This window comes from Streptomyces sp. NPDC058045, from assembly GCF_042885635.1.
GTDB lineage: Bacteria > Actinomycetota > Actinomycetes > Streptomycetales > Streptomycetaceae > Streptomyces.
Window position 1 is genome coordinate 80,799 of sequence record NZ_JBHVRR010000003.1, and the last position, 20,166, is coordinate 100,964.

General features: G+C 74.3%; 8 protein-coding genes. 7 read left to right on the plus strand and 1 reads right to left on the minus strand.

Annotated features, from left to right (window positions below):
• Positions 1-33 precede the first annotated feature (33 nt).
• The 4 genes from ACFVST_RS03295 to ACFVST_RS03310 are packed head-to-tail and all read left to right on the plus strand — an operon-like array spanning position 34 to position 4,953.
• Complete coding sequence (locus tag ACFVST_RS03295) at positions 34-1,611, plus strand: ABC transporter substrate-binding protein (protein WP_390146370.1); 1,578 nt, start codon at positions 34-36, stop codon at positions 1,609-1,611.
• Complete coding sequence (locus tag ACFVST_RS03300) at positions 1,608-2,558, plus strand: ABC transporter permease (RefSeq protein WP_390146372.1); 951 nt, start codon at positions 1,608-1,610, stop codon at positions 2,556-2,558. The genes ACFVST_RS03295 and ACFVST_RS03300 overlap by 4 nt, the downstream gene beginning before the upstream one ends.
• Complete coding sequence (locus ACFVST_RS03305; protein ID WP_390146374.1) at positions 2,555-3,415, plus strand: ABC transporter permease subunit; 861 nt, start codon at positions 2,555-2,557, stop codon at positions 3,413-3,415. Before ACFVST_RS03300 ends, ACFVST_RS03305 begins: the two co-directional genes overlap by 4 nt.
• Positions 3,412-4,953, plus strand: a complete 1,542-nt coding sequence (locus ACFVST_RS03310) for an ABC transporter ATP-binding protein (RefSeq protein ID WP_390146376.1) — start codon at positions 3,412-3,414, stop codon at positions 4,951-4,953. Before ACFVST_RS03305 ends, ACFVST_RS03310 begins: the two co-directional genes overlap by 4 nt.
• Before the next feature lie 111 nt (positions 4,954-5,064).
• Here ACFVST_RS03310 and ACFVST_RS03315 read toward each other — a convergent pair whose 3' ends face one another.
• Complete coding sequence (locus tag ACFVST_RS03315; protein ID WP_390146378.1) at positions 5,065-6,696, minus strand: (2,3-dihydroxybenzoyl)adenylate synthase; 1,632 nt, start codon at positions 6,694-6,696, stop codon at positions 5,065-5,067.
• A 137-nt stretch (positions 6,697-6,833) separates the two neighbouring features.
• Here ACFVST_RS03315 and ACFVST_RS03320 point away from each other — a divergent pair, with 137 nt between their 5' ends.
• The 3 genes from ACFVST_RS03320 to ACFVST_RS03330 are packed head-to-tail and all read left to right on the plus strand — an operon-like array spanning position 6,834 to position 20,154.
• Positions 6,834-13,484, plus strand: a complete 6,651-nt coding sequence (locus tag ACFVST_RS03320; protein ID WP_390146380.1) for an amino acid adenylation domain-containing protein — start codon at positions 6,834-6,836, stop codon at positions 13,482-13,484.
• Entirely contained in the window at positions 13,481-18,997 is a 5,517-nt protein-coding gene (locus tag ACFVST_RS03325; RefSeq protein ID WP_390146382.1) for an amino acid adenylation domain-containing protein, read from the plus strand. The genes ACFVST_RS03320 and ACFVST_RS03325 overlap by 4 nt, the downstream gene beginning before the upstream one ends.
• Positions 18,994-20,154 (plus strand): saccharopine dehydrogenase NADP-binding domain-containing protein, encoded by a 1,161-nt coding sequence (locus ACFVST_RS03330; protein WP_390146384.1) that lies wholly within the window; start codon positions 18,994-18,996, stop codon positions 20,152-20,154. Before ACFVST_RS03325 ends, ACFVST_RS03330 begins: the two co-directional genes overlap by 4 nt.
• Positions 20,155-20,166: the final 12 nt, after the last annotated feature.

A 20,166-nucleotide genomic window follows, 5' to 3' on the forward strand; every position in this document is an offset into this window, starting at 1 on the left:
GCGGTTCAGCTCAGTGACACGTCAAGGAGAACCATGTCCGGACAGATCGACCGCCGTTCCCTCCTCCGCCGCGGTGCGGTGGGAGCCACGGCCCTGGCCCTGGGCCCCGGCCTGCTGGCCGCGTGCTCCACGGACGAACCCGCCTCCGGTCGGAAGGAGGGCTCGCCCCGCTCGGGCGGCACCCTCCGCGGCGCCTTCGTCGGTGGGGGCGCCTCCGAGACGCTGGACTTCTTCAACGGCCCCTCCGCGCTGGACCTGGTCCGGGCCCGGGCCTGGCACGGCACCCTGGGCAACCTCGACCCGGACGGGCCCGACGGGGTGCGCTACGGGGTCCTCAAGGGCATCGACATATCCGACGACCTCTCGACGTACACCCTCCATGTGCGCCCCGATGTCCGCTTCACCGACGGCTCCAAGCTGACCTCCGCGGACATCCTGCACTCCCTGAGCGCCCTCGCGGCCAAGAGCAAACTGCCCGTGTACCAGCTCGCCGCCGCCAACTTCGACCTGGCGCGGGCCAGGGCCGACGGGGACCTCAAGGTCGTCCTGCCGACCCGCCGCCCCATCGCAGACGGCCGCATGATCCTCTGCCAGGGCAACTTCCTCATCGTCAAGGAAGGCACCAGGAACTTCCGCGAGGGGATGCCCAGTTGCGGCCCGTTCCGGCTGACCGGGTTCACCGCGGGCCAGGGCTCCGCGTTCGAGCGCTATGACGACCACTACGGCCATGTGCCCCACCTCGACGGTCTCGAACTGCGGTCGATCGCCGACTCGACCGCCAGGGCCGGTGCGCTCACCAGCGGCGAGGTGGACTTCGCCCACGACCTCTCACCCGTCACCGCGCGCACCCTCGCGGACCAGAGGAAGGTCGAACTGGCCCCCACCGAGAGCCCGTACCTGGTCGGCCTCTCGTTCCAGATGAACATGACGGCCGAGCCCTTCGACGATCCGCGGGTGCGGGAGGCGTTCAAGCTCGCCGTCGACCGGGAGGCCATGGTGAAGACGGTGTTCTACGGCAACGCCCAGGCCGGCAACGACCTGCCGGGCATCGGCTTCCCCGACTACGCGGAGGGCCTGCCGCAGCGGAGGCACGACCCGGAGCGGGCGCGGGCACTCCTCAAGAAGGCCGGTGCCGACGGGATGAAGGTCCGGCTGACCACCGGCCCCGAGACACCGGGCATGGTGGAGATGGCCGCGCTCTTCGCCGAGGACCTGAAGCAGGTCGGAGTCCGCGCCACGGTCCGCGAACTGCCCGCCGGCCAGCTCTACGCGGACTTCCCCGCGTACACCGCGCTACCGCTGGCCGGTTCGTACCAGATGCCCATCCCGGCGCTGTCGACGTACCAGATGAGTACGGCGGGCGGGTCGCCGGCGTCGTTCGGATGGAAGGAGCCCGGCACGGACGCCCTGGTGGCGAAGGCACGCGCCGCGACCGATCCGGAGCAGGCGAAGAAGCTGGGCACCCGGGCGCAGCGGACCCGCTGGGAGGAGGGCAACCAGGTGCTGCCGGTCTTCAAGCCGAATCTGAACGCGCAGGCCAAGGGCGTCAAGGGCATCCGCGAGGACCTCTTCGAGCAGTTCCCGGGTTTCTCCCGGGCGTCGCTGGCGTGAGTCTGCCCGTCTTCGTCCTGCGCCGCCTCGCTGGTGCGGCCGTGCTGCTGGTGCTGCTGTCGGCGGCGGTCTTCGCGGCCACCGATGTCCTGCCGGGCGACGGTGTCAGCGCGGTCGCCGGGGTGGACGCCTCCGAGGCCCGCCGCGCCGCCGTCCGCACCGAACTGGGCCTGGACCGGCCCGCCGCCGAACGGTACGCCCACTGGGCGGCGGACGCGGTCCGGGGGGATCTGGGGCGGGGCTTCGTGGGGGAGCGGCCGGTCACCGGTGTGCTCGCCACCCGGCTGCCGAACAGTCTGCTGCTCGCGGGACTGACGCTCGCGGTCACCGCGCCGCTCGCCGCGCTGCTCGGCCTGTGGACCGGGCTGCGCGGCGGCACCGCCGACCGGCTGGTCTCGGCGGGCGCCCAAGTGCTGGCCGCCGTACCGGAGTTCGTCGTCGCCGCCCTGCTCGTCGCGGTACTGGCGGTGTGGCTGGAGGTGCTGCCACGGGTCGCGGTCATCCCCCTCGGCGCGACCCCGCTGGACGTGCCGCACGCATTGGTCCTGCCGGTACTCACCCTCAGCACGGTCGCCCTCGCGGTGGCCACCCGGCTGCTGCGGGTCTCCGTGGCGGATGTGGCGGCCACCCCGTACTGCGAGGCGGCGCGCCTCAACGGGGTGCGCGGGGTGCGGCTCGCGGTGCGGTACATCCTGCCCAACGCCGCCGGGCCGGCCGTACAGGCGCTCACCCTGACCACCGGGGCGCTGGTCGGCTCGGCGGTGGTGGTGGAGAACGTCTTCGACTACCCGGGGATCGGCCGGGAGCTTCAACTGGCCGTCGCCGCAAGGGACATACCGATGGTGCAGGGCATCGCCACCGCTCTGGTCGCGGTGATGCTGGCGGTGCTGCTGCTGGGCGACATCTGTGCGCGTCTGCTGGGCGCCGGGAAGGAGCACCGCCGATGACGACGGTCCTGACGCCGCCCCGCAGGCGGACCCGCACGGCGCGACCCGCCCGCGGCAGACGCCCCCGGCCGCCGCTGCTCACCGGGGCGGGCGCCCTGTGCGTACTGCTGCTCGCCCTGCTGGGCCCGCTGCTCGCCCCGCACAGCCCCACCGTCCGGCTGGCGGCGCCCTTCCAGCAGCCGGACGGGCAGTTCCTCCTCGGCACCGATGTGCTGGGCCGCGATGTGCTGAGCCGGGTGCTCGGCGGCGGGCGCACCATCGTGCTCACCGCACTCGCGGGGACCGCGGCGGCCGGAGCCGTCGGGACCCTCGCCGGAGTCCTGGCGGCCATGGTGTCCCGGCGGCTCGGTGATCTGCTGATCCGCTGTGTGGACGCCCTCGCCGTGCTCCCCGCGCTGCTCGTCGTCCTCGTGCTGGCCGCCGGCTTCCCCGGCAGCCACGCGGCCCTGGTCGCCGCCGTCGCCCTGGCCACCGCCCCCTTTTCCACCCGGGTACTGCGGGCCGCCGCGGACACCGTCCTGGACAGCGGGTATGTCGAGGCCGCGCTCGCCCGGGGCGACACCCGCCGGGCCGTGCTCCGCCACGATGTGCTGCCCAATGTCGCCGGACCGGCCCTGATGGACACCGCGTTGCGCCTGGTCGCCTCCCTGCATCTCACCGCGACCGCGGGCTTCCTGGGCCTCGGGCCGGGCGGGGCGGCGCCCGACTGGGGCCGGATGGTGAGCGAGAACGTGCCCGGGGCGACCCTGTCCGCCGCGCCGTTCCTCGCCCCGGCACTGCTGCTGGTCCTGCTGTCCGTCTGCGTCGGCCTGCTCGCCGGACGGCTCGCCGACACCGCGGGGAGGGGCGCCGTATGACCGGCCGTACATCCGAGGCGGTCCCGCTCGCCGAGGTCCGGGGACTGACGCTCGGCCCGGTGTCCGGCGGCCCGCCCGTGCTGCGCGAGGCCGAGGTGTCGGTGCGGCGCGGGCGGGTGCTGGGCGTCGTGGGCCGGTCCGGTTCCGGCAAGAGCAGTCTGGCGTACAGCCTGCTGGGGCATGTCCGCCCCGGCCTGGAACTGCGCGGCGGCACGGTACGGGTGGACGGCCGGGACCCCTTCGACCGCGCGGACGCCCGCCGGCTGCGGGGGCGCCTGGTGTCGTTCCTCGGGCAGGACCCGGCCTCCTCGCTCAACCCGGCCCTGCGGATCGGCACCCAGATCGCCGAGGCGGTACGGCTGCGCACCTCTGCCCGGAGCACCGGCGAAGTCCGGGCGCGGGTAGGGGAGTTGCTGCGTTCGGTACGGCTGCCGGACGATCGGGCGTTCCGGCGGCGGCTGCCGCGGCAGATCTCCGGCGGGCAGGCCCAACGGGTGTCCCTCGCCGTGGCGTTGGCGGGTACGCCCGCCCTGCTGGTCCTCGACGAACCCACCAGCGGACTCGACCCGGTGCTCGCGGACGGGATGCGCGGCCTGCTGGCCGAGGTCCTGTCCACCGGGGACCGGGCCGCCCTGCTGGTCAGCCATGACCCGGCGTGGATCACCTCGGTGTCGGACGAGGTGATCCGGATGGAGGGCGGCCGAGTCCTCCCGCCCGGGACCCCCCTGGCACCACCGCCCGCCCGGCCGTCCCTCAACTCCCCGCCTGACGAGGAGAGTTCGGGGCGCGCCCGGGATGCCGCCGGTGGGCTGGCGGTGCGCGGGCTGAACGCCGCCCACGGCCGGGCCCCCGTGCTGAGCGAGGTCTCCCTCACCGTCCCGGCCGGATCCTGCACCGCCGTCGTGGGCCCCTCGGGATCGGGGAAGACCACCCTCGCCCGCTGCCTCGCGGGCCTGCACCCATCGGCGCGGGGGAGTGCGGAGTGGCTCGGGGACGGTACGGATTCGGGGCGCGCCGCTCCGGTGCAACTCGTGGCACAGGACGCCCGCGGCGCCCTCAACCCCCGGGAGACGGTGCGCGGCGCCCTCACCCGCCCCCTCCGGGGTGTGGGCGGCACGTCCCCCGAAGAGGCCGCCGCCGAAGCCCTACGACTGCTCGGCCTGGTCGGTCTGGACGCGGCCGTACTGGGGCGCCGGCCGGGCGAGTTGTCCGGCGGCCAGCGTCAACGGGTCGCCCTGGCACGGACGTTGGCCGCCGAGCCCCGCGTCCTGGTCTGCGACGAGATCACCTCCGCACTGGACCCGGACACCGCGAGCGGCGTCCTGGACCTGCTGGACTCGCTGCGGCGGACCCTGGGACTGACGGTGGTGACGGTGACGCACGACCTGTCGGCCGCGGCCCGCCGCGCGGACCGGGTCGTCGTCCTCGACGCGGGACGGGTGGTGGAGTCCGGCCCGGCCGACCGCGTACTGGTGGCCCCGGAACACCCCGTCACCCGCGCCCTGCTCGCCGGGGCCGACGACCCGGTACCGAGGTAGCGGCCGATGGCGCCGTGCTTACGGGTCTTGCGGGGCTTACGGGGCTCACCGGCGAGGCTCCTACGGTCGGCGCGGAGGGGCACCCGGCATCCCGGGTGCTCCGCGCACACCTCACGGACGCGGCAACTCCTCGGCCAGCGCCGCCTTGTCGACCTTGCCGACCGCGGTCAGCGGCAGCGCGGGCACCGGGACGACCTCGTCCGGCGTCTTGTAGTCGGCCAGCCCGCGTTCCCGGAGATGGGCGGCGATCTCCCGCACGCCGGGGGCCGGTCCGGCGCAGACGACGAAGGCGACGGTCCGCTCCCCCCAGCGTTCGTCCGCGATCCCCGCCAGCGCCGCCGCGGTCACGGCCGGGTGGGTCAGCAACTGCTCCTCCACCTCGGCCGCGGCGATCTTCTCCCCGCCGCGGTTGATCTGGTCCTTGATCCGCCCCACCACCACCAGATGCCCGGTCGGCAGGCGCCGCACCACATCCCCGGACCGGTAGTGGCCGCCGGGCGTGAACGCCGTGCGGTTGTACTCCTCGGCCCGGTAGTAGCCGCGCAGCGTGTACGGGCCCCGGGTGAGCAGTTCGCCCGGCGTCCCGTCCGGCACGGGCCTGCCGTCGGCGTCCACCACCAGCACCTCGTCGTCCGGGGAGGCGGGCCGGCCCTGGGTGGCGCAGATCAGGTCCTCGGGGTCGTCGAGGCGGGTGAGGTTGATCAGGCCCTCCGCCATACCGAAGACCTGCTGCACGGTCACCCCGAGCGCCGGTCCCAGCCTGCGCGCCTGCTCCTCCGGCAGCCGCGCCCCGCCGACCTGCACCACCGCGAGGCTGCCCAGGTCCCAGCCGCCGGACCCGGCCTCGTCCATCCAGTGCGGGACGAGCGGCGGGGTCAGCGAGGTCAGGGTCACCCCCTCCCGCTGGACCAGGTCGAACGCCGTCTGCGGGCTGGGGTCCTGGGCGATGACGACGGTGCCGCCGGCCAGGAGGGTGCCGAGCACACCGGGGCAGGCGAAGGTGAAGTTGAAGCCGATGGGCAGGACCGCCAGATAGACGGTCGACAGGTCGAGCGCGCAGATCCCGGCGCAGGCACGGGCGTTGTAGGCGTAGTCGTCATGGGTCCGCGGGATGAGCTTGGGCAGCCCCGTGGTGCCGCCGGACAGCAGGAGCAGGGCGGTGTCCCCGGGGGCGGCCCCTCCGTCGTCGGTGTCGGGGCCCGGGGACGGGTGCGCGCGCAGCGACTCGAAGGAGACGAAACCGTCGTCGGTGCCCGGGTCCCCGACCACCACGACATGCCGCAGCGGTCCCTGCGGCCCCTGCTCCGCCCGTATCTCCCGCAGCAGTCCGCGGTGGTCGAACCGGGCGTACCGGTCGGGCACCACACAGGCCACGGCTTCCGCGACGCGCACCAGGTGGCCGATCTCCCGGCGCCGGTGGCCGGGCATGGCGTGCACCGGAACGGCACCGAGCCGCTGGAGCCCGAACCAGACGAGCAGGAACTCGGCGCAGTTGGGGAGTTGGACCACGACCCGGTCGCCCCGCCGGATGCCCAGCCCCCGCAGTCCGCGGGCGACCCGGTCGGCCTCGGCGTCCAACTCGGCGTAGCTCCACCGCCGCTCCCCGTCGACCAGGGCGGGGCGTCCGCCGTGCCGGGCCGCGGCCTGCCGCAGCCGGGTGCCGAAGGTCACCCCCTCCCAGTGGCCGGCGGCGCGATAGCGCGCCGACTCGGCCTCGGACCAGGTCAGTTGGGTCTCGGTCATGGGGTTCTGCCTCTCCTGTCCGGGGCCTCTGGCGCCCGGTCCCGTGGTGTGGCTACGATGCGAAGGCAGTATAGAAATGATAATCATTTCTATCTAGAGCTTCCCGACCCACCCCGAGCGACCGGAAGGTTCCAGCAGTGAGCGATGAAGCAGTCGTCCGGACGCGGACCGCGGCAGACGGCGAAGGCGACCGCGCCCCGCACGCCCCCGCAGCGGTACTGGAAGCGGTGGCGCACGCACTGCGGACGGCACCGCAGGAACTGGACGAGGACCGGGACCTCTTCGAACTCGGCCTGGACTCACTGGCGTTGATGTCCCTGGTCGGCACCTGGCGGCGGGCGGGCAGCACCGTCACCTTCCAGGACCTCACCCGCACCCCGACCCTCGCCGCCTGGACCGCCCTGCTCGAACGTCGGCGCGGTGCCCGCCCCACCCCGGTTCCCGCGCCGCCCGCCCCGGCGACCGGCCCGTTCCCGCTGGCCACCATGCAGCACGCCTACTGGATCGGACGCCAGGACGGGCAGCCCCTCGGCGGGGTCGCCGCCCACTTCTACGTCGAACTCGACGGCCACCACCTCGACCCGGACCGGCTCGGCACCGCCCTGCGGTCCCTGGTGCGGCGGCACCCGATGCTGCGGGCCGTCGTCGACGAGGACGGCCACCAGCGCTACGGCACCCATGGAGCCCCGCTCACCGTCCACGACCTGCGCCGGCACACCCCCGACCAAGTCCGGTCGGTGCTGGCGGAGTTGAGGGAGCGCAACACCCACGCCCGCCCCGATCCCACCGCCGGCGAGGTCTTCCGCGCGGGCCTCTGCCTCCTCCCCGAGGGCGGCACCCGGCTCCAGATCGACCTGGACATGATGGCCGGCGACGCCCTGAGCCTGCGGGTCCTCCTGTCCGACCTGCGCCGCTTCTACGAGCACCCCGACGACCCGCCGCCCGCGCTCGCCCTCGACTACCGCCGGTACCTCGCCGAGCACGCGGCCCGGCGGGAGGCGGAACGCCAGGAGCACGCCGCCTGGTGGCGGGAGCGCCTGCCGGAGCTGCCGCGCGCCCCACGGCTGCCGACCAGCGTCGACCCGCTCACCCCCGTCGGCGCGGACGACAGCGCACTGACCCACTCCCGGCGCCTGCACCACTGGCTCGGCCCCGCCGACAAGGCGGCGCTGCTCGAAACCGCCCGCCGGCACGGCCTCACCCCGGCTGCCGCTCTCGCCACCGCCTTCGCCGAGACCGTCGCGGCCTGGAGCGACAGCAGCCGCTTCCTCCTCAATCTCCCCCTCTTCGACCGGGAGCCGTTCGACCCCGAAGTGGCCGCCCTGGTAGGGGACTTCAGCAGTTCGGTACTGCTCGACGCGGACCTGAGCGAGCCCCTTCCGTTCTCCGGGCAGGCGCGGCGCCTCCAGGAACGCCTCCAGGAAGGCATCTCCCACGGCGCGTACGGCGGCGTCGAGGTGCTGCGCGATCTGGCCCGCGCCGAAGGGGCCCCGGTACTGGCGCCCGTCGTCTACACCAGCGCCATCGGCCTCGGCGAGATCTTCGAGCAGGACGTCCAGCGGGCGTTCGGCCGCCCGTCGTGGATCATCTCCCAGGGCCCGCAGGTCTTCCTGGACGCCCAGGTCACCGAACTCGACGGCGGCCTCCTCCTCAACTGGGACGTACGCGACGGGGTGTTCGCGCCCGGAGTGCCCGACGCCGCGTTCGACGCCTACCGCCGCCTCGTCACCCGCCTGGTGACCGAGCCCGACGCCTGGACCCGGCCGGTGGACGGACTGCTCGCCCCCGGCGTCCTGCCCGGGCGCGCGATCGCCGCCCTGCCCCCGGCGCCCGTCTCCGGACACGCCCTGCACACCCGCTTCTTCCGGCACGCCGAGACCGCACCGGACCGCACCGCCGTCGTCCGCCCCACCGGCGAGCCGATCGGCTACGGCGAACTCGCCCGCACCGCACGGCAGATCGCCGCCCTGCTGCACGCGAACGGAGTGCGGGAAGGCGACACCGTGGCGGTGACCCTGCCCAAGGGCGCCGACCAGATCACCGCGGTCCTCGGCATCCTGGCCGCGGGCGCCGCCTACGCCCCCGTCGGCGTGGAGCAGCCCCCCGTACGCCGGGAACGCATCCACTCCGTGGCCGCCGCGTCCGCCGTGCTCACCGACCGGGACCACGCCCACCTCTGCCCGGACGGGGTGCCGGTACTGCTCCTGGACGAGGCGCGGGCGCTGCACCCCGCGCCCGTCGCCCAGCCGGACCCGGCGCTGCCCGCCTATGTGCTGTTCACCTCCGGCTCGACGGGAGTGCCCAAGGGGGTCGAGGTGCCGCACCGGGCGGTCGTCAACACCGTCGAGGCGATGGCGGAACATCTCGGCCTCGGCGCCTCGGACCGCACCCTCGCCCTGTCCGCGCTGGACTTCGACCTCGCGGCCTGGGACATCTTCACCCCGCTGTCCCTCGGCGGGCAGGTGGTCGCCTTGGCGCAGGAGCACCGCCGCGACGCCCACCACTGGGCCCGGCTGGTCCGCGCCCACGGGGTGACCCTCGTCCAGTGCGTGCCCGCCCTGCTGGACCTGCTGATCGCCGCCGGCCAGGACGAAAGCCTCGGTCACTCCCTGCGGATGGTGCTGCTCGGCGGCGACTGGATCGGCCTCGACCAGCCCCGGCGGCTGCGCGCCCTCGTCCCCGGCTGCCGTTTCGTGGCGCTCGGCGGGATGACCGAAGCCGCCGTCCACTCCACGGTGTTCGAGGTGGAGCGGACCGACCCGGCGTGGAAGTCCGTCCCGTACGGTGTGCCGCTGCGCAATATGCGGGCCCGGGTGGTGGACGGGCGGGGGCGGGACTGCCCCGATCTCGTCCCCGGAGAGCTGTGGATCGGCGGCCCCGGTGTGGCCCTCGGCTACCGCGCGGACCCGGCACGCACCGCGGCGCGTTTCGTCGAGTACGACGGTGAACGCTGGTACCGCAGCGGGGACTTGGCCCGCTACCGGTCCGACGGGGTGCTGGAGTTCCTCGGCCGCGCCGACCACCAGGTGAAGATCGGCGGGCACCGGATCGAACTCGGCGAGGTCGAGTCCGCACTGGAGGACGACCCCGCCGTACGGCACGCGATCGCCACCGTCCTCGACACCCCCGTACGCCATCTCGCCGCCGCCGTGTCCGCGCCCGACGCGGCTCCCGACCCGGAGGCGATCCGCCTGCGGGCCGCGGAGCGCCTGCCCGCCCATATGGTCCCCGAGCGCGTACTGGTGCTGCCCGAACTGCCGTTGACCGCCAACGGCAAACTCGACCGGGCCGCCGTCCACCGGGCCGCGCTCGCGGCCGCCGGGCAGGAGGCGTCCCGAGTCTCCGCGCCGGACGGCCCGGTGGAGAAGGCGGTGGCGGCCGAGTGGGCCGAACTGCTCGCGGTGGCCGAGGTGGGGCGCGACAGCAGCTTCTTCCTGCTGGGCGGCGACTCCCTGGTGGCGACCCGGATGATCGGCCGGCTGCGCACCGCGGGCTTCCCCGGCGCCCGGGTCGCCGACCTCTTCGCCCACCCCGTCCTACGCCACTTCTGCCGCACCCTGCACCCCGCGACGACCCCCGGCGACGAGCCCGCCGTCCCCGCCCTGCTGCCCGACCCGGCCCGCGCCCACGACCCCTTCCCGCTGACCGGAGTCCAGGCCGCCTACCACACCGGCCGCGACCCCCGCTTCACCCTGGGCGGCGTCGGCACCTGGCACTACACGGAGTTCGACGGCACGGACGTCGACGTGGACCGGCTGGAGCAGGCCTGGAACGCCCTCGTCCGGCGGCACGGAATGCTGCGCGCGGTGGTCGAGGACGGACAGCAGCGCGTCCTGCCCGAGGTGCCGCCGCTGCACATCCCCGTCACGGACGCCCCAGCAGCGGACCCGGCCACGGCCCTCGCCGCACTCCGCGCCCGCCTGTCCCACCAACTCCGCGACCCCGCCCACTGGCCCCTCTTCGCCATCGAGGCGGTGCGCTACCGGGAGGAAGGGGCCGGCGCGATACGCACCCGGATCGGCATCGGCCTCGACTACCTGGTGCTCGACGCGCTCTCCATCACCACCCTCTACGCCGAACTCAACGCCCTCTACGCCGACCCGGACGCCCAACTGCCGCCCGTGGACGTGTCGTTCCGCGACTATCTGACCCGGCTCCCGGTGGACCAGGAGTCGGCCGAGCGGTCCCGCACCCACTGGCAGGCCCGGCTGGCCGAACTGCCGCCCCCGCCCGCGCTGCCCTTCGACCGGGACCCGGCGCTGCTCGACACCCCCGTCTTCACCCGGCGCCGCCTCAGCCTGCCCGCCGAGGACTGGCAGACCGTCAAACGCGGCGCGGCCCGACACGGCCTCACCCCCTCCACCGTTCTGCTGGCCCTGTACGCGGAGGTCCTGGAGACCTGGAGCGGATCCGACGCGGTGACCGTCACGCTCACCCTCTTCAACCGGCGCGATGTCCACCCCCATATCCACCGGGTGCTGGGCGACTTCACCTCGCTGTCCCTCGCGGGCCACCGCCGTACGGGCACCTCGTGGCTGGCGGCGGCCGGTGCGCTGCAACGCCGGCAGGCGGAGGACCTGGACCACGCCGATGTGCCGATCGACTGGCTGCTGCGGGAGTTCGGCCGCCGCACCGGCACCGTGGACGCCGCCGCACCTGTGGTGTTCACCAGCGCCATCGGTGTCGGTGACGCCACGCTCGCCGGAGCGGGCACCGGGCTCCCCGCGAAGGTCTGGGGCATCTCCCAGTCCCCGCAGGTCTGTCTGGACAACCAGGTCACGGAGGAGTCCGGAAACCTCATCGTCACCTGGGACGCCGTCGAGGAACTCTTCCCCGAGGGAGTCCTGGACGCCATGTTCGACGCCCACACCCGGCTGCTGGGGCACCTGGTGACCGGTGACTGGACGGCACCCCTGCCCGACCTCGTGCCCGCCGCCCAGTACGAACGCCGGGCCGCCGAGGCGCAGTTGTCCGAAGGGGCACCGGTGGCGCCGCGCCCGCTCCACCAGGCGTTCTTCCGCCACGCGGCGGCCACCCCCGACCGCCCCGCCCTGGTCACCACGGCAGGGCAGGAGACGACCTACGGGGCACTCCGCGAGCAGGCGCTGCGTACCGCCGCCGCGCTCCGTGCGACCGGGGTGCGGCCGGGTGACCTGGTGGCGGTGACGCTGCCCAAGGGGCCGGAGCAGATCGCGGCCGTCCTCGGGGTCCTCGCGGCCGGCGCCGCCTATGTACCGCTGGGTCTGGAACAGCCCGCCGCCCGCTTGGAACGGGTGTACTCCACCGCCAAGTTCGCGGCGGTCGTGGGGAGTTGGCCTACCGGCGACGGAACAGGCCCGCGCACACTGACCTTCGCCGACACCCAGGGCCATGAGCCGCTGCCCGCGCCCGTGGAGACATCACCCGGGGCACTCGCCTATGTGATCTTCACCTCCGGTTCCACCGGCGAGCCCAAGGGAGTCCAGATCTCCCACGCCGCCGCCTGGAACACGATCGCCGACATCAACACCCGGCACGGCATCACCGGGGACGACCGCGTCTTCGCCCTGTCCGCACTGGACTTCGACCTGTCCGTCTACGACCTCTTCGGCCTGCTCGCGGCGGGCGGCTCCCTGCTGCTGCCCACCGAGGACCAGCGCCGGGAACCCGCCCGCTGGCCCGGCCTGCTCCACCGGTACGGCGTCACCGTCTGGAACACCGTGCCCGCCCTGCTCGACCTGCTGCTCGACGCGGACGCGCAACAGGGGGACGGCGTCGGCCGGTTGGGCGGGCTGCGGACGGCGCTGGTCTCCGGTGACTGGATCGGTCTCGACCTGCCCGCCCGGCTGCGGGCCCGCACCACACGGCCCTGCGCCTTCGTCGCCATGGGCGGGGCCACCGAGGCCGCGATCTGGTCCAACACCCTCACCGTCACCGAACCGGACCCCGCGTGGGTGTCCATCCCCTACGGGCGCCCCCTGACCGGGCAGCGCTACCGCGTGGTCGACCAGGAGGGGCGGGACTGCCCCGACTGGGCGCCCGGCGAACTGTGGATCGGCGGCACCGGACTGGCCCGCGGCTATCTGGCCGACCCGGCCCGCACCGCGGCCAAGTTCGTCACCCAGGACGGCCAACGCTGGTACCGGACAGGCGACTTGGGCCGGTTTCGCGGGGACGGGCTGCTGGAGTTCCTCGGCCGCCTCGACAACCAGCTGAAGATCGCCGGGCATCGCATCGAGGCCGGTGAGATCGAGGCCGCACTGGAGGCGCATCCGGCTGTCGCCCGGGCCGCCGTCATCGCCGTGGGGGAGCGCACCGCGCGGCGCCTGGTCGCCTTCGCCGTACCGCAGGATCCGGCGCCCGCGGTGGAGCCGGCACTCGCCGAGGATCTCCTCGGCTCGCTGGCCGAACGGGTACCGGCGTACGCCGTCCCCTCCCGCGTCCTGCTGCTGCCCGCCCTGCCCCTTACCGCCAACGGCAAGACCGACCGGGCGGCTCTGGCGGACCTGGCCGGGCCGGGGACCGCGGCCACCGCCGCCGAACCACCCCGCGGCGAGACCGAGGAAGCGATCGCCGGGCTCTGGCACCGGCACCTGCCGGAGCGGGCACCTGACCGCAACGCCAACTTCTTCACCGCGGGCGGCGACAGCCTCGGCGCGCTGCGCCTGCTCACCGCGATCGAGCACCGCCTCGGCGCCACCGTGCCCGTCCGCCGCTTCTTCGCCGCACCGACCATCGCCGCGCTCGCCGCGGACGTCAACCGAACGCTCGCGGCCCACGGGACCGCCTACGAGACCGGAGAGCTGTGAACATCGCTGAACTGCTGGCCCGTTACGCCGACGAGGGCGTGGTGCTGTGGGCCGAGGACGGACAACTGCGTTTCCGCGCCCCGCAGGGCCGGCTCACCGACACCCACCGGGCCGAACTCCGCACCCACAAGGACGACATCCTGCGCCACCTGGCCGCCGGAGAGCCGAAGTTGACCGCAGACCCGGAGCACCGCCACGACCCCTTCCCGCTGACGGACATCCAGGCCGCCTACCTCATCGGCCGCACCGACGCCTACGCCTACGGCGGCGTCGGCTGCCACGCCTATGTCGAACTGGCCTTCCCCGAGCTGGACTTGGACCGGGTCACCGCCGTGTGGCAGGAGCTCGTCCAACGCCACGAGATGCTCCGCGCCGTCATCCGCGACGACGGCTACCAGCAGATCCTGCCCGAGGTACCCGCCCTCACCGTCGGCGCCGACGACCTCACCGCGCTCCCCGCCTCCACCGCGGCGGCGGAACTGGCCCGCACCCGGGCCCGGCTCTCCACACGTGAGGCGCCCACCGACCAGTGGCCCCTCTTCGACGTCCATGTCACCCGGACCGCCGAACAGGCCGTACTGCACCTGGCGTTCGACATGCTGGTCGTCGACCACGCCGGCCTGCGCATCCTGCTCGCCGAGTTCCAGCAGCGCTACCGCGGCGCCGCCCTCACCGAGGCACCCCGGATCACCTTCCGCGACTACGTCCTGGCCCGCCGCTCCCGCACCGACAGCGAGGCCCACACCCGCGACCGCGCGTACTGGACCGACCGGCTCGACACCCTGCCGCCCGCCCCCGAACTGCCCCTCGCCGAAACCTGGGAGAGCGGTGCCGGCGCCCCGGAACCCGACACCGCTCCCGGCGGCCCGGTGGTGTTCCGGCGGCGGGAGGTCCTGCTGCCCGCCGCCGACCGGGACCGCCTCACCGAACGCGCCGCACACCGCGGGCTGACCCTGTCGGCGGCCCTGCTCACCGCCTACGCCGAGACCGTGGGCGCCTGGTCGCGCACCAGCCGTTTCACCCTCAATGTGCCCACCGTCGACCGGCCCCGACTCCACGAGGACATCGACCGCCTCATCGGGGACTTCACCTCCCTCGAACTGCTCGCCGTCGACCTGGACACCCCGGCCGACTTCGCCGAGCGCACCAGGACCGTCGGGCAGCGGCTCCTCGAAGACCTGGCGCATCCGCTGTTCACCGGCTCCGACGTGCTCGCCGAACTCTCCCGCCGGGCCGGCGCCCCCGCACTGATGCCGGTCGTCTTCACCAGCGCCCTCGGCACCGGCGCCACCGTCGAGGGCGTACCCCCCGAGGTGACGTACGCCGTGACCCGTACGCCCCAGGTGTGGCTGGACTGCCAGGTCATGCACCGTGGCGACGCGCTGAACCTGTCCTGGGACATCCGCGAGGGCGCCCTCAGCCACGGCGTGGCCGACGCCATGTTCGAGGCGTACACGGCACTCGTACGGTCCCTCGCGGCCGAGGGGGAGACCGGCGAGGCCGCCTGGGACGCGCCGGCCCGGGTCGCGCTGCCCGAGGCGCAGGCCGCGCGCCGCAGGGCGGCCAACGCGACCGAGGGGCCGCTGCCCGAGGCCCTGCTCCATGAACCGGTACTCGCCCAGGCCCGCGCCACCCCGGACGCGATCGCCGTCCGCACCCCCGAACTGACCCTCTCCTACCGGGAGTTGATCACCCGTGCGGTCGCCGTCGCCGAGCGGCTGACGGAGTCGGGGCTGCGGCCGGGGGAGCCGGTGGCGATCTGGGCGGACAAGGGCTGGGAGCAGGTCGTCGCCGTCTTCGGCACCCTGCTGGCCGGTGGCGCCTATCTGCCCGTGGACACGGCACAGCCCCCGGCCCGCCGGGACACCATCCTCGCGGACGCCGGTGTCCGCACCGTCCTCACCCAGTCCTGGCTCGCCGAACTCGAAGACCTCCCCGCGGGTGTGTCCGCCCTCGCCGTGGACCTCGCCGGGGAGGCGAGCACCCCCACCCCGCCCGCCGCCCGGCGGGACCCGGACGACCTCGCCTATGTCATCTACACCTCGGGCTCCACCGGCACCCCCAAGGGCGTGATGATCAGCCACCGGGCCGCCCTCAACACCGTCCAGGACATCAACCGCCGCTACACCGTCACCGCCGACGACCGCGTCCTCGGCATCGCGGGACTCGGCTTCGACCTGTCCGTCTACGACCTGTTCGGGCCGCTCGCCGTGGGCGCCACCCTCGTCCTGCCCGGCGCCGACCGGCGCGGCGACCCCTCCCACTGGGCCGAACTCGTCCGCGACTTCGGCGTCACGGTGTGGAACTCCGTCCCCGGCCAGCTCCATATGCTGTGCGACTGGCTGCGCTCCGAACCGCCCAGCGGCGAGAGCCCGTTGAGGCTCGCGCTGATATCCGGCGACTGGATCCCGGTCGCCCTGCCGGACCAGGCCCGCGCACTGCTGCCCGGGCTGGAGATCGTCTCGCTGGGCGGGGCCACTGAGGGCTCCATCTGGTCCATCGCCCACCCGATCCGCGAGGTCGACACCAGCCGCCCCAGCATCCCGTACGGCACCCCGCTCACCAACCAGACCTTCGCCGTGCTCGACCGGGAGCTGCGGCCACGGCCCGAGTGGGTGCCGGGCGAGCTGTACATCGGCGGCGCCGGAGTCGCCCTCGGCTACCTCGGCGACGAGGAACGCACCGCGGAGCGCTTCCCCACCGATCCCGCCACGGGGGAGCGCCTGTACCGCACCGGGGACCTGGGGCGGTATCTGCCCGACGGGACCATCGAGTTCCTGGGCCGTGAGGACGCCCAGATCAAGATCCGCGGCTACCGGGTCGAACTCGCCGAGGTGGAAGCCGCCGTACAGGACCACCCGGCGGTCGCGGCCGGCGCGGTCGTGGTGGACGACTCCGCCGCGGGCGGGCGCCGGCTCGCCGCGTTCGTGGAGACGGCCCGCAAGGACGGCGTCGGGCCCGCCCCGGCGAGCAGGCGGCGGGCGCGCACCGCGGCCGCCGATGCCGTGCACGAGGCCGCCGCGGCCGTCGACTCCGCACGGCTCGGCGACTTCCTCACCGCACTGGACGAGGTGGCGCTCGCCGAGATGACGCGGGTCCTCGAAGCCTCCGGAGTCTTCGACGCAGGCGCGGCACCCACCGCGCAGGAGGTCGGTACCGCGCTGCGCGCCACCCCGCGGCACCGGCACATCGTGGCGCGCTGGCTGCGGGCCCTGGCCGCCCGGGACCGGCTCACCCACCGCGCGGCGGACGGCACCTACACCGGGCTCGTCCCCGTCAGCGGGCCCGAGGCGGCCCGCTGCTGGCGGACGGCCGCCGAGCTGGAGCACGAGATCGGGTGGAGCACCGGACTCCTCACCGCCATGCGGACCTGCGCCGAGCGGCTGCCCGAACTCGTCGCCGGCGACACCGGTATCCGCGAGCTGCTGTTCCCGGGCGCCGCGACCGAGGCCGCGGACGCCGCCTACCGCGACAACCTCGCCATCCGCCACCTCAACCGCGCCGTGGTCGCCGCCCTGCGGGAGATCGCCGCGGGCCACACCGGCGAGGAGCGGCTGCGGGTGCTGGAGGTCGGCGGCGGCGTCGGCGGCACCACCGGTGAACTGGTGCCGGTACTCGCCGAGTTCGGCGTCGACTACCTCTTCACCGACGCCTCCGCGTTCTTCCTCGGCGAGGCCCGGGAGCGCTTCGCCGACCACTCCTGGGTCCGCTTCCAGCGCTTCGACGTGGACGAGGACACCAGGTCCCAGCACCTGCTGCCCAACACCTTCGACGTGGTGCTCTGCGCCAACACCCTGCACGCCGCCGCCGACGCGGACGCCGCCGTCGGCCGGCTCCGGGAACTCCTCGTCCCGGGCGGGCAGTTGGTGTTCGTGGAGAACATCCGCGACGAGAACCTGCCGCTGCTGATCTCCATGGAGTTCCTGGAGGTCGCCGGCCGCACCTGGACCGATGTGCGGGAGCACACCGGGCAGTCCTTCCTGACGCACACCCAGTGGCGCGAACTCCTCGACACCCACGCCGCGTCCGAGGTCACCACCCTGCCCGACGCGGCCGACGCCCTGGCGGCGACCGGGCAGGAGGTGTTCCTCGCCACCATGAAGGACGACCGGCACCATGTCCCCGTCGGCGAACTGGCCCGCACCGCCGCCAACCGGCTCCCCGAGTACATGCTGCCCTCGGTGTGGCAGGTCGTGGACCGGCTGCCGCGCACCGCCAACGGCAAGACCGACCGGGCCCGGCTGCGGGCCTGGCTGCCGCGGGAGAGCGCACCGGACGCGGTGGAACGGCAGCAGCCCAGGGACGGCCTGGAGAGCAGCCTCGCCGCACTCTGGTCGGAGCTGCTCGCCGTCGAACACATCGCCCGCGACGACGACTTCTTCGACCTCGGCGGTGACTCGCTGCTGGTCGCGCGGATGGTGGGCCGCCTGCGGGAGCGCGTACCGCAGGCGGCGGACCTGGAGTGGGAGGTCGTCCTGCGCCATATGCTGCGCCGCCCCACCGTCGCCGGTCTCGCCGCGTTTCTCCGCGGGCTGGACGGCCCCGAGGACGAGGCCCCCGCCGTACGCACCGATCCGGTGATCCCGCTGCACGGCACCCGCGGCGAGGACGAACCCACCACGGTCCTGGTCCACGCCGGAACCGCGACGATCATGCCGTACCGGGCGCTGATCACCGAGATCAGGCGCCGCTCGCCCGGTGTGGCCGAGGTCGTCGGGGTGGAGGTCCCCGACCTGGACGGGTTCCTCGGCGCCCCGCCGCAGGGACTCATCGAGCAGATGGCGGCCGGCTACGCGCGCGCCCTGACCGCGGACGGACGCCGCCGCTTCCATGTCGTCGGCTACTGCCTGGGCGGGCTGATCGCCACCGAGGTCGCCCGGAACCTGGCCGAGTCCGGTGCCGAGGTGGAGAGCCTCACCGTCATCAGCAGCCACAGCCCCCGCTTCCGGCTGGACGACGAACTCCTCGCCGAATACTCCTTCGCCGTCATGATGGGCATCGACCCCGCCGAACTCGGCTTCCCCGCCGACCAGTACCGGGTGGCCGCCGCGGCCGACGCCGTCCTCGCCGCCAGCCCCGGCATCCTGCCGGACGGCGGACTCGCCGCCCTGCAAGGGGAGTTCGAGGATGTCGCGGTCCGCTTCCGGGAACTGGCCGAGGTGCCGCGCGCCACCCGCATCGCCCGGATGTGCGAGGCGGTGCCCGCCTCGGCCGGCACCTACCAGCCCGACCACATGACCCGGCTCTTCCTCGCCTTCCGCCAGAGCGTCTTCGCCATCACCCGCTACGACGCCGAGCCCTACGCGGGCGACATCACCTTCCTGCGGCACGACGGCGCCTACCCCTTCCCCGGCAGCAAGGACGCCGTCACCGCCTACTGGGAGGAACTCACCCTGGGCGACCTGGACATCGTCGACATCGGCGGCGACCACTACACCTGCCTGTCCGTCGAGCACGCCCCCGGCATCCTCAAGACCCTCGGCGGACTGACCGAGGGGGCGATCACCCGATGACCGGCCACCGCATCGGAGTCCTCGGCGCCTCCGGGGCCGTCGGCCGGGCCGCCGTACGGGAGTTGCGGGCCCTCGGGCACACCGGGCTCCTCCTCGGCGGCCGCAGCCCCGAGGCGCTGGACGCGATCGCCGCGGAGGACACCACCGGCCGCGACCGGACCGTCCGGGCGGACGCCGACACCCCCGGCGGGCTCGCCGCCTTCACCGAGGGCTGCCGCACCGTCCTCAACTGCGCGGGCCCCACCTACCGGTTGCGGGCCACGGTGGCCTCCGCGGCACTCGCCGCCGGAGCGGACTGCGTCGACGTCGCCGGGGACGACCCGGCCGCCGAGGACCTCCACCAGGAAGGCGACCCGGCCCGCGACGGCCGTACGGTCGTCCTCTCCGCGGGCGCCCTGCCCGGACTGTCCAGCCTGCTGCCGCGCTGGCTCGCCGGGCAGGGCCTGGACCGGGCCGCCGCCCTCACCGCGTACTGCGGCGGACTGGAGACCTGCACCCCCACCGTGGCGCGCGACCTCATGCTGTCCCTGACCTCGGGCGGCGCCGGCGGCACGGCCTACGGCGAGGCACTGGCGGCCGTCCGCGGCGGGCGCCGCACCCCCCGCGCGCTGCGCACCACCGAGGACACCGAACACGGGGCGTTCCCCGGCCGGGTCGCCCTCCAGCCCTACCTCAGCCAGGAGAGCGAACGCCTCGCCACCGCACTGGGGTTGGACCGCCTCGACTGGTACAACGTCCACCCCGGGCCCGCCGTCCGCGCCCTGCTCGGACTGCTGCCGGGCCGCCTCGCCGCCGGGGACGACCCGGCGGAACTCGCCGACCGCCTGCTCCTCGCCGCCGACCTCGACCTGGCCGGCCGCAGACCGTACTACGTCATGGACTTCGCCCTGTCCGGTACCGCGTCCGGGCGGCCCGCCACCGCCGGGCTCACCCTGCGCGCCGCCAGCAGCTACCGGCTCACCGCGGCCGTCGGCGCACTGGCGGCGGACGCGGTCGCACGCGCCGGGATCCCCCCGGGCGTCCACTTCGCCTGCGACGTACTGGACGCCGAGACCGTGCTCCGCCATCTGCGGTCCCACGGCGTCGCGGACCTCCGGACCACCGGCACGGCGGCCCGCACCGAACCGAACGAGCAGATGGAAGAAGGCGTGCTGTGAGCACACCGGCAC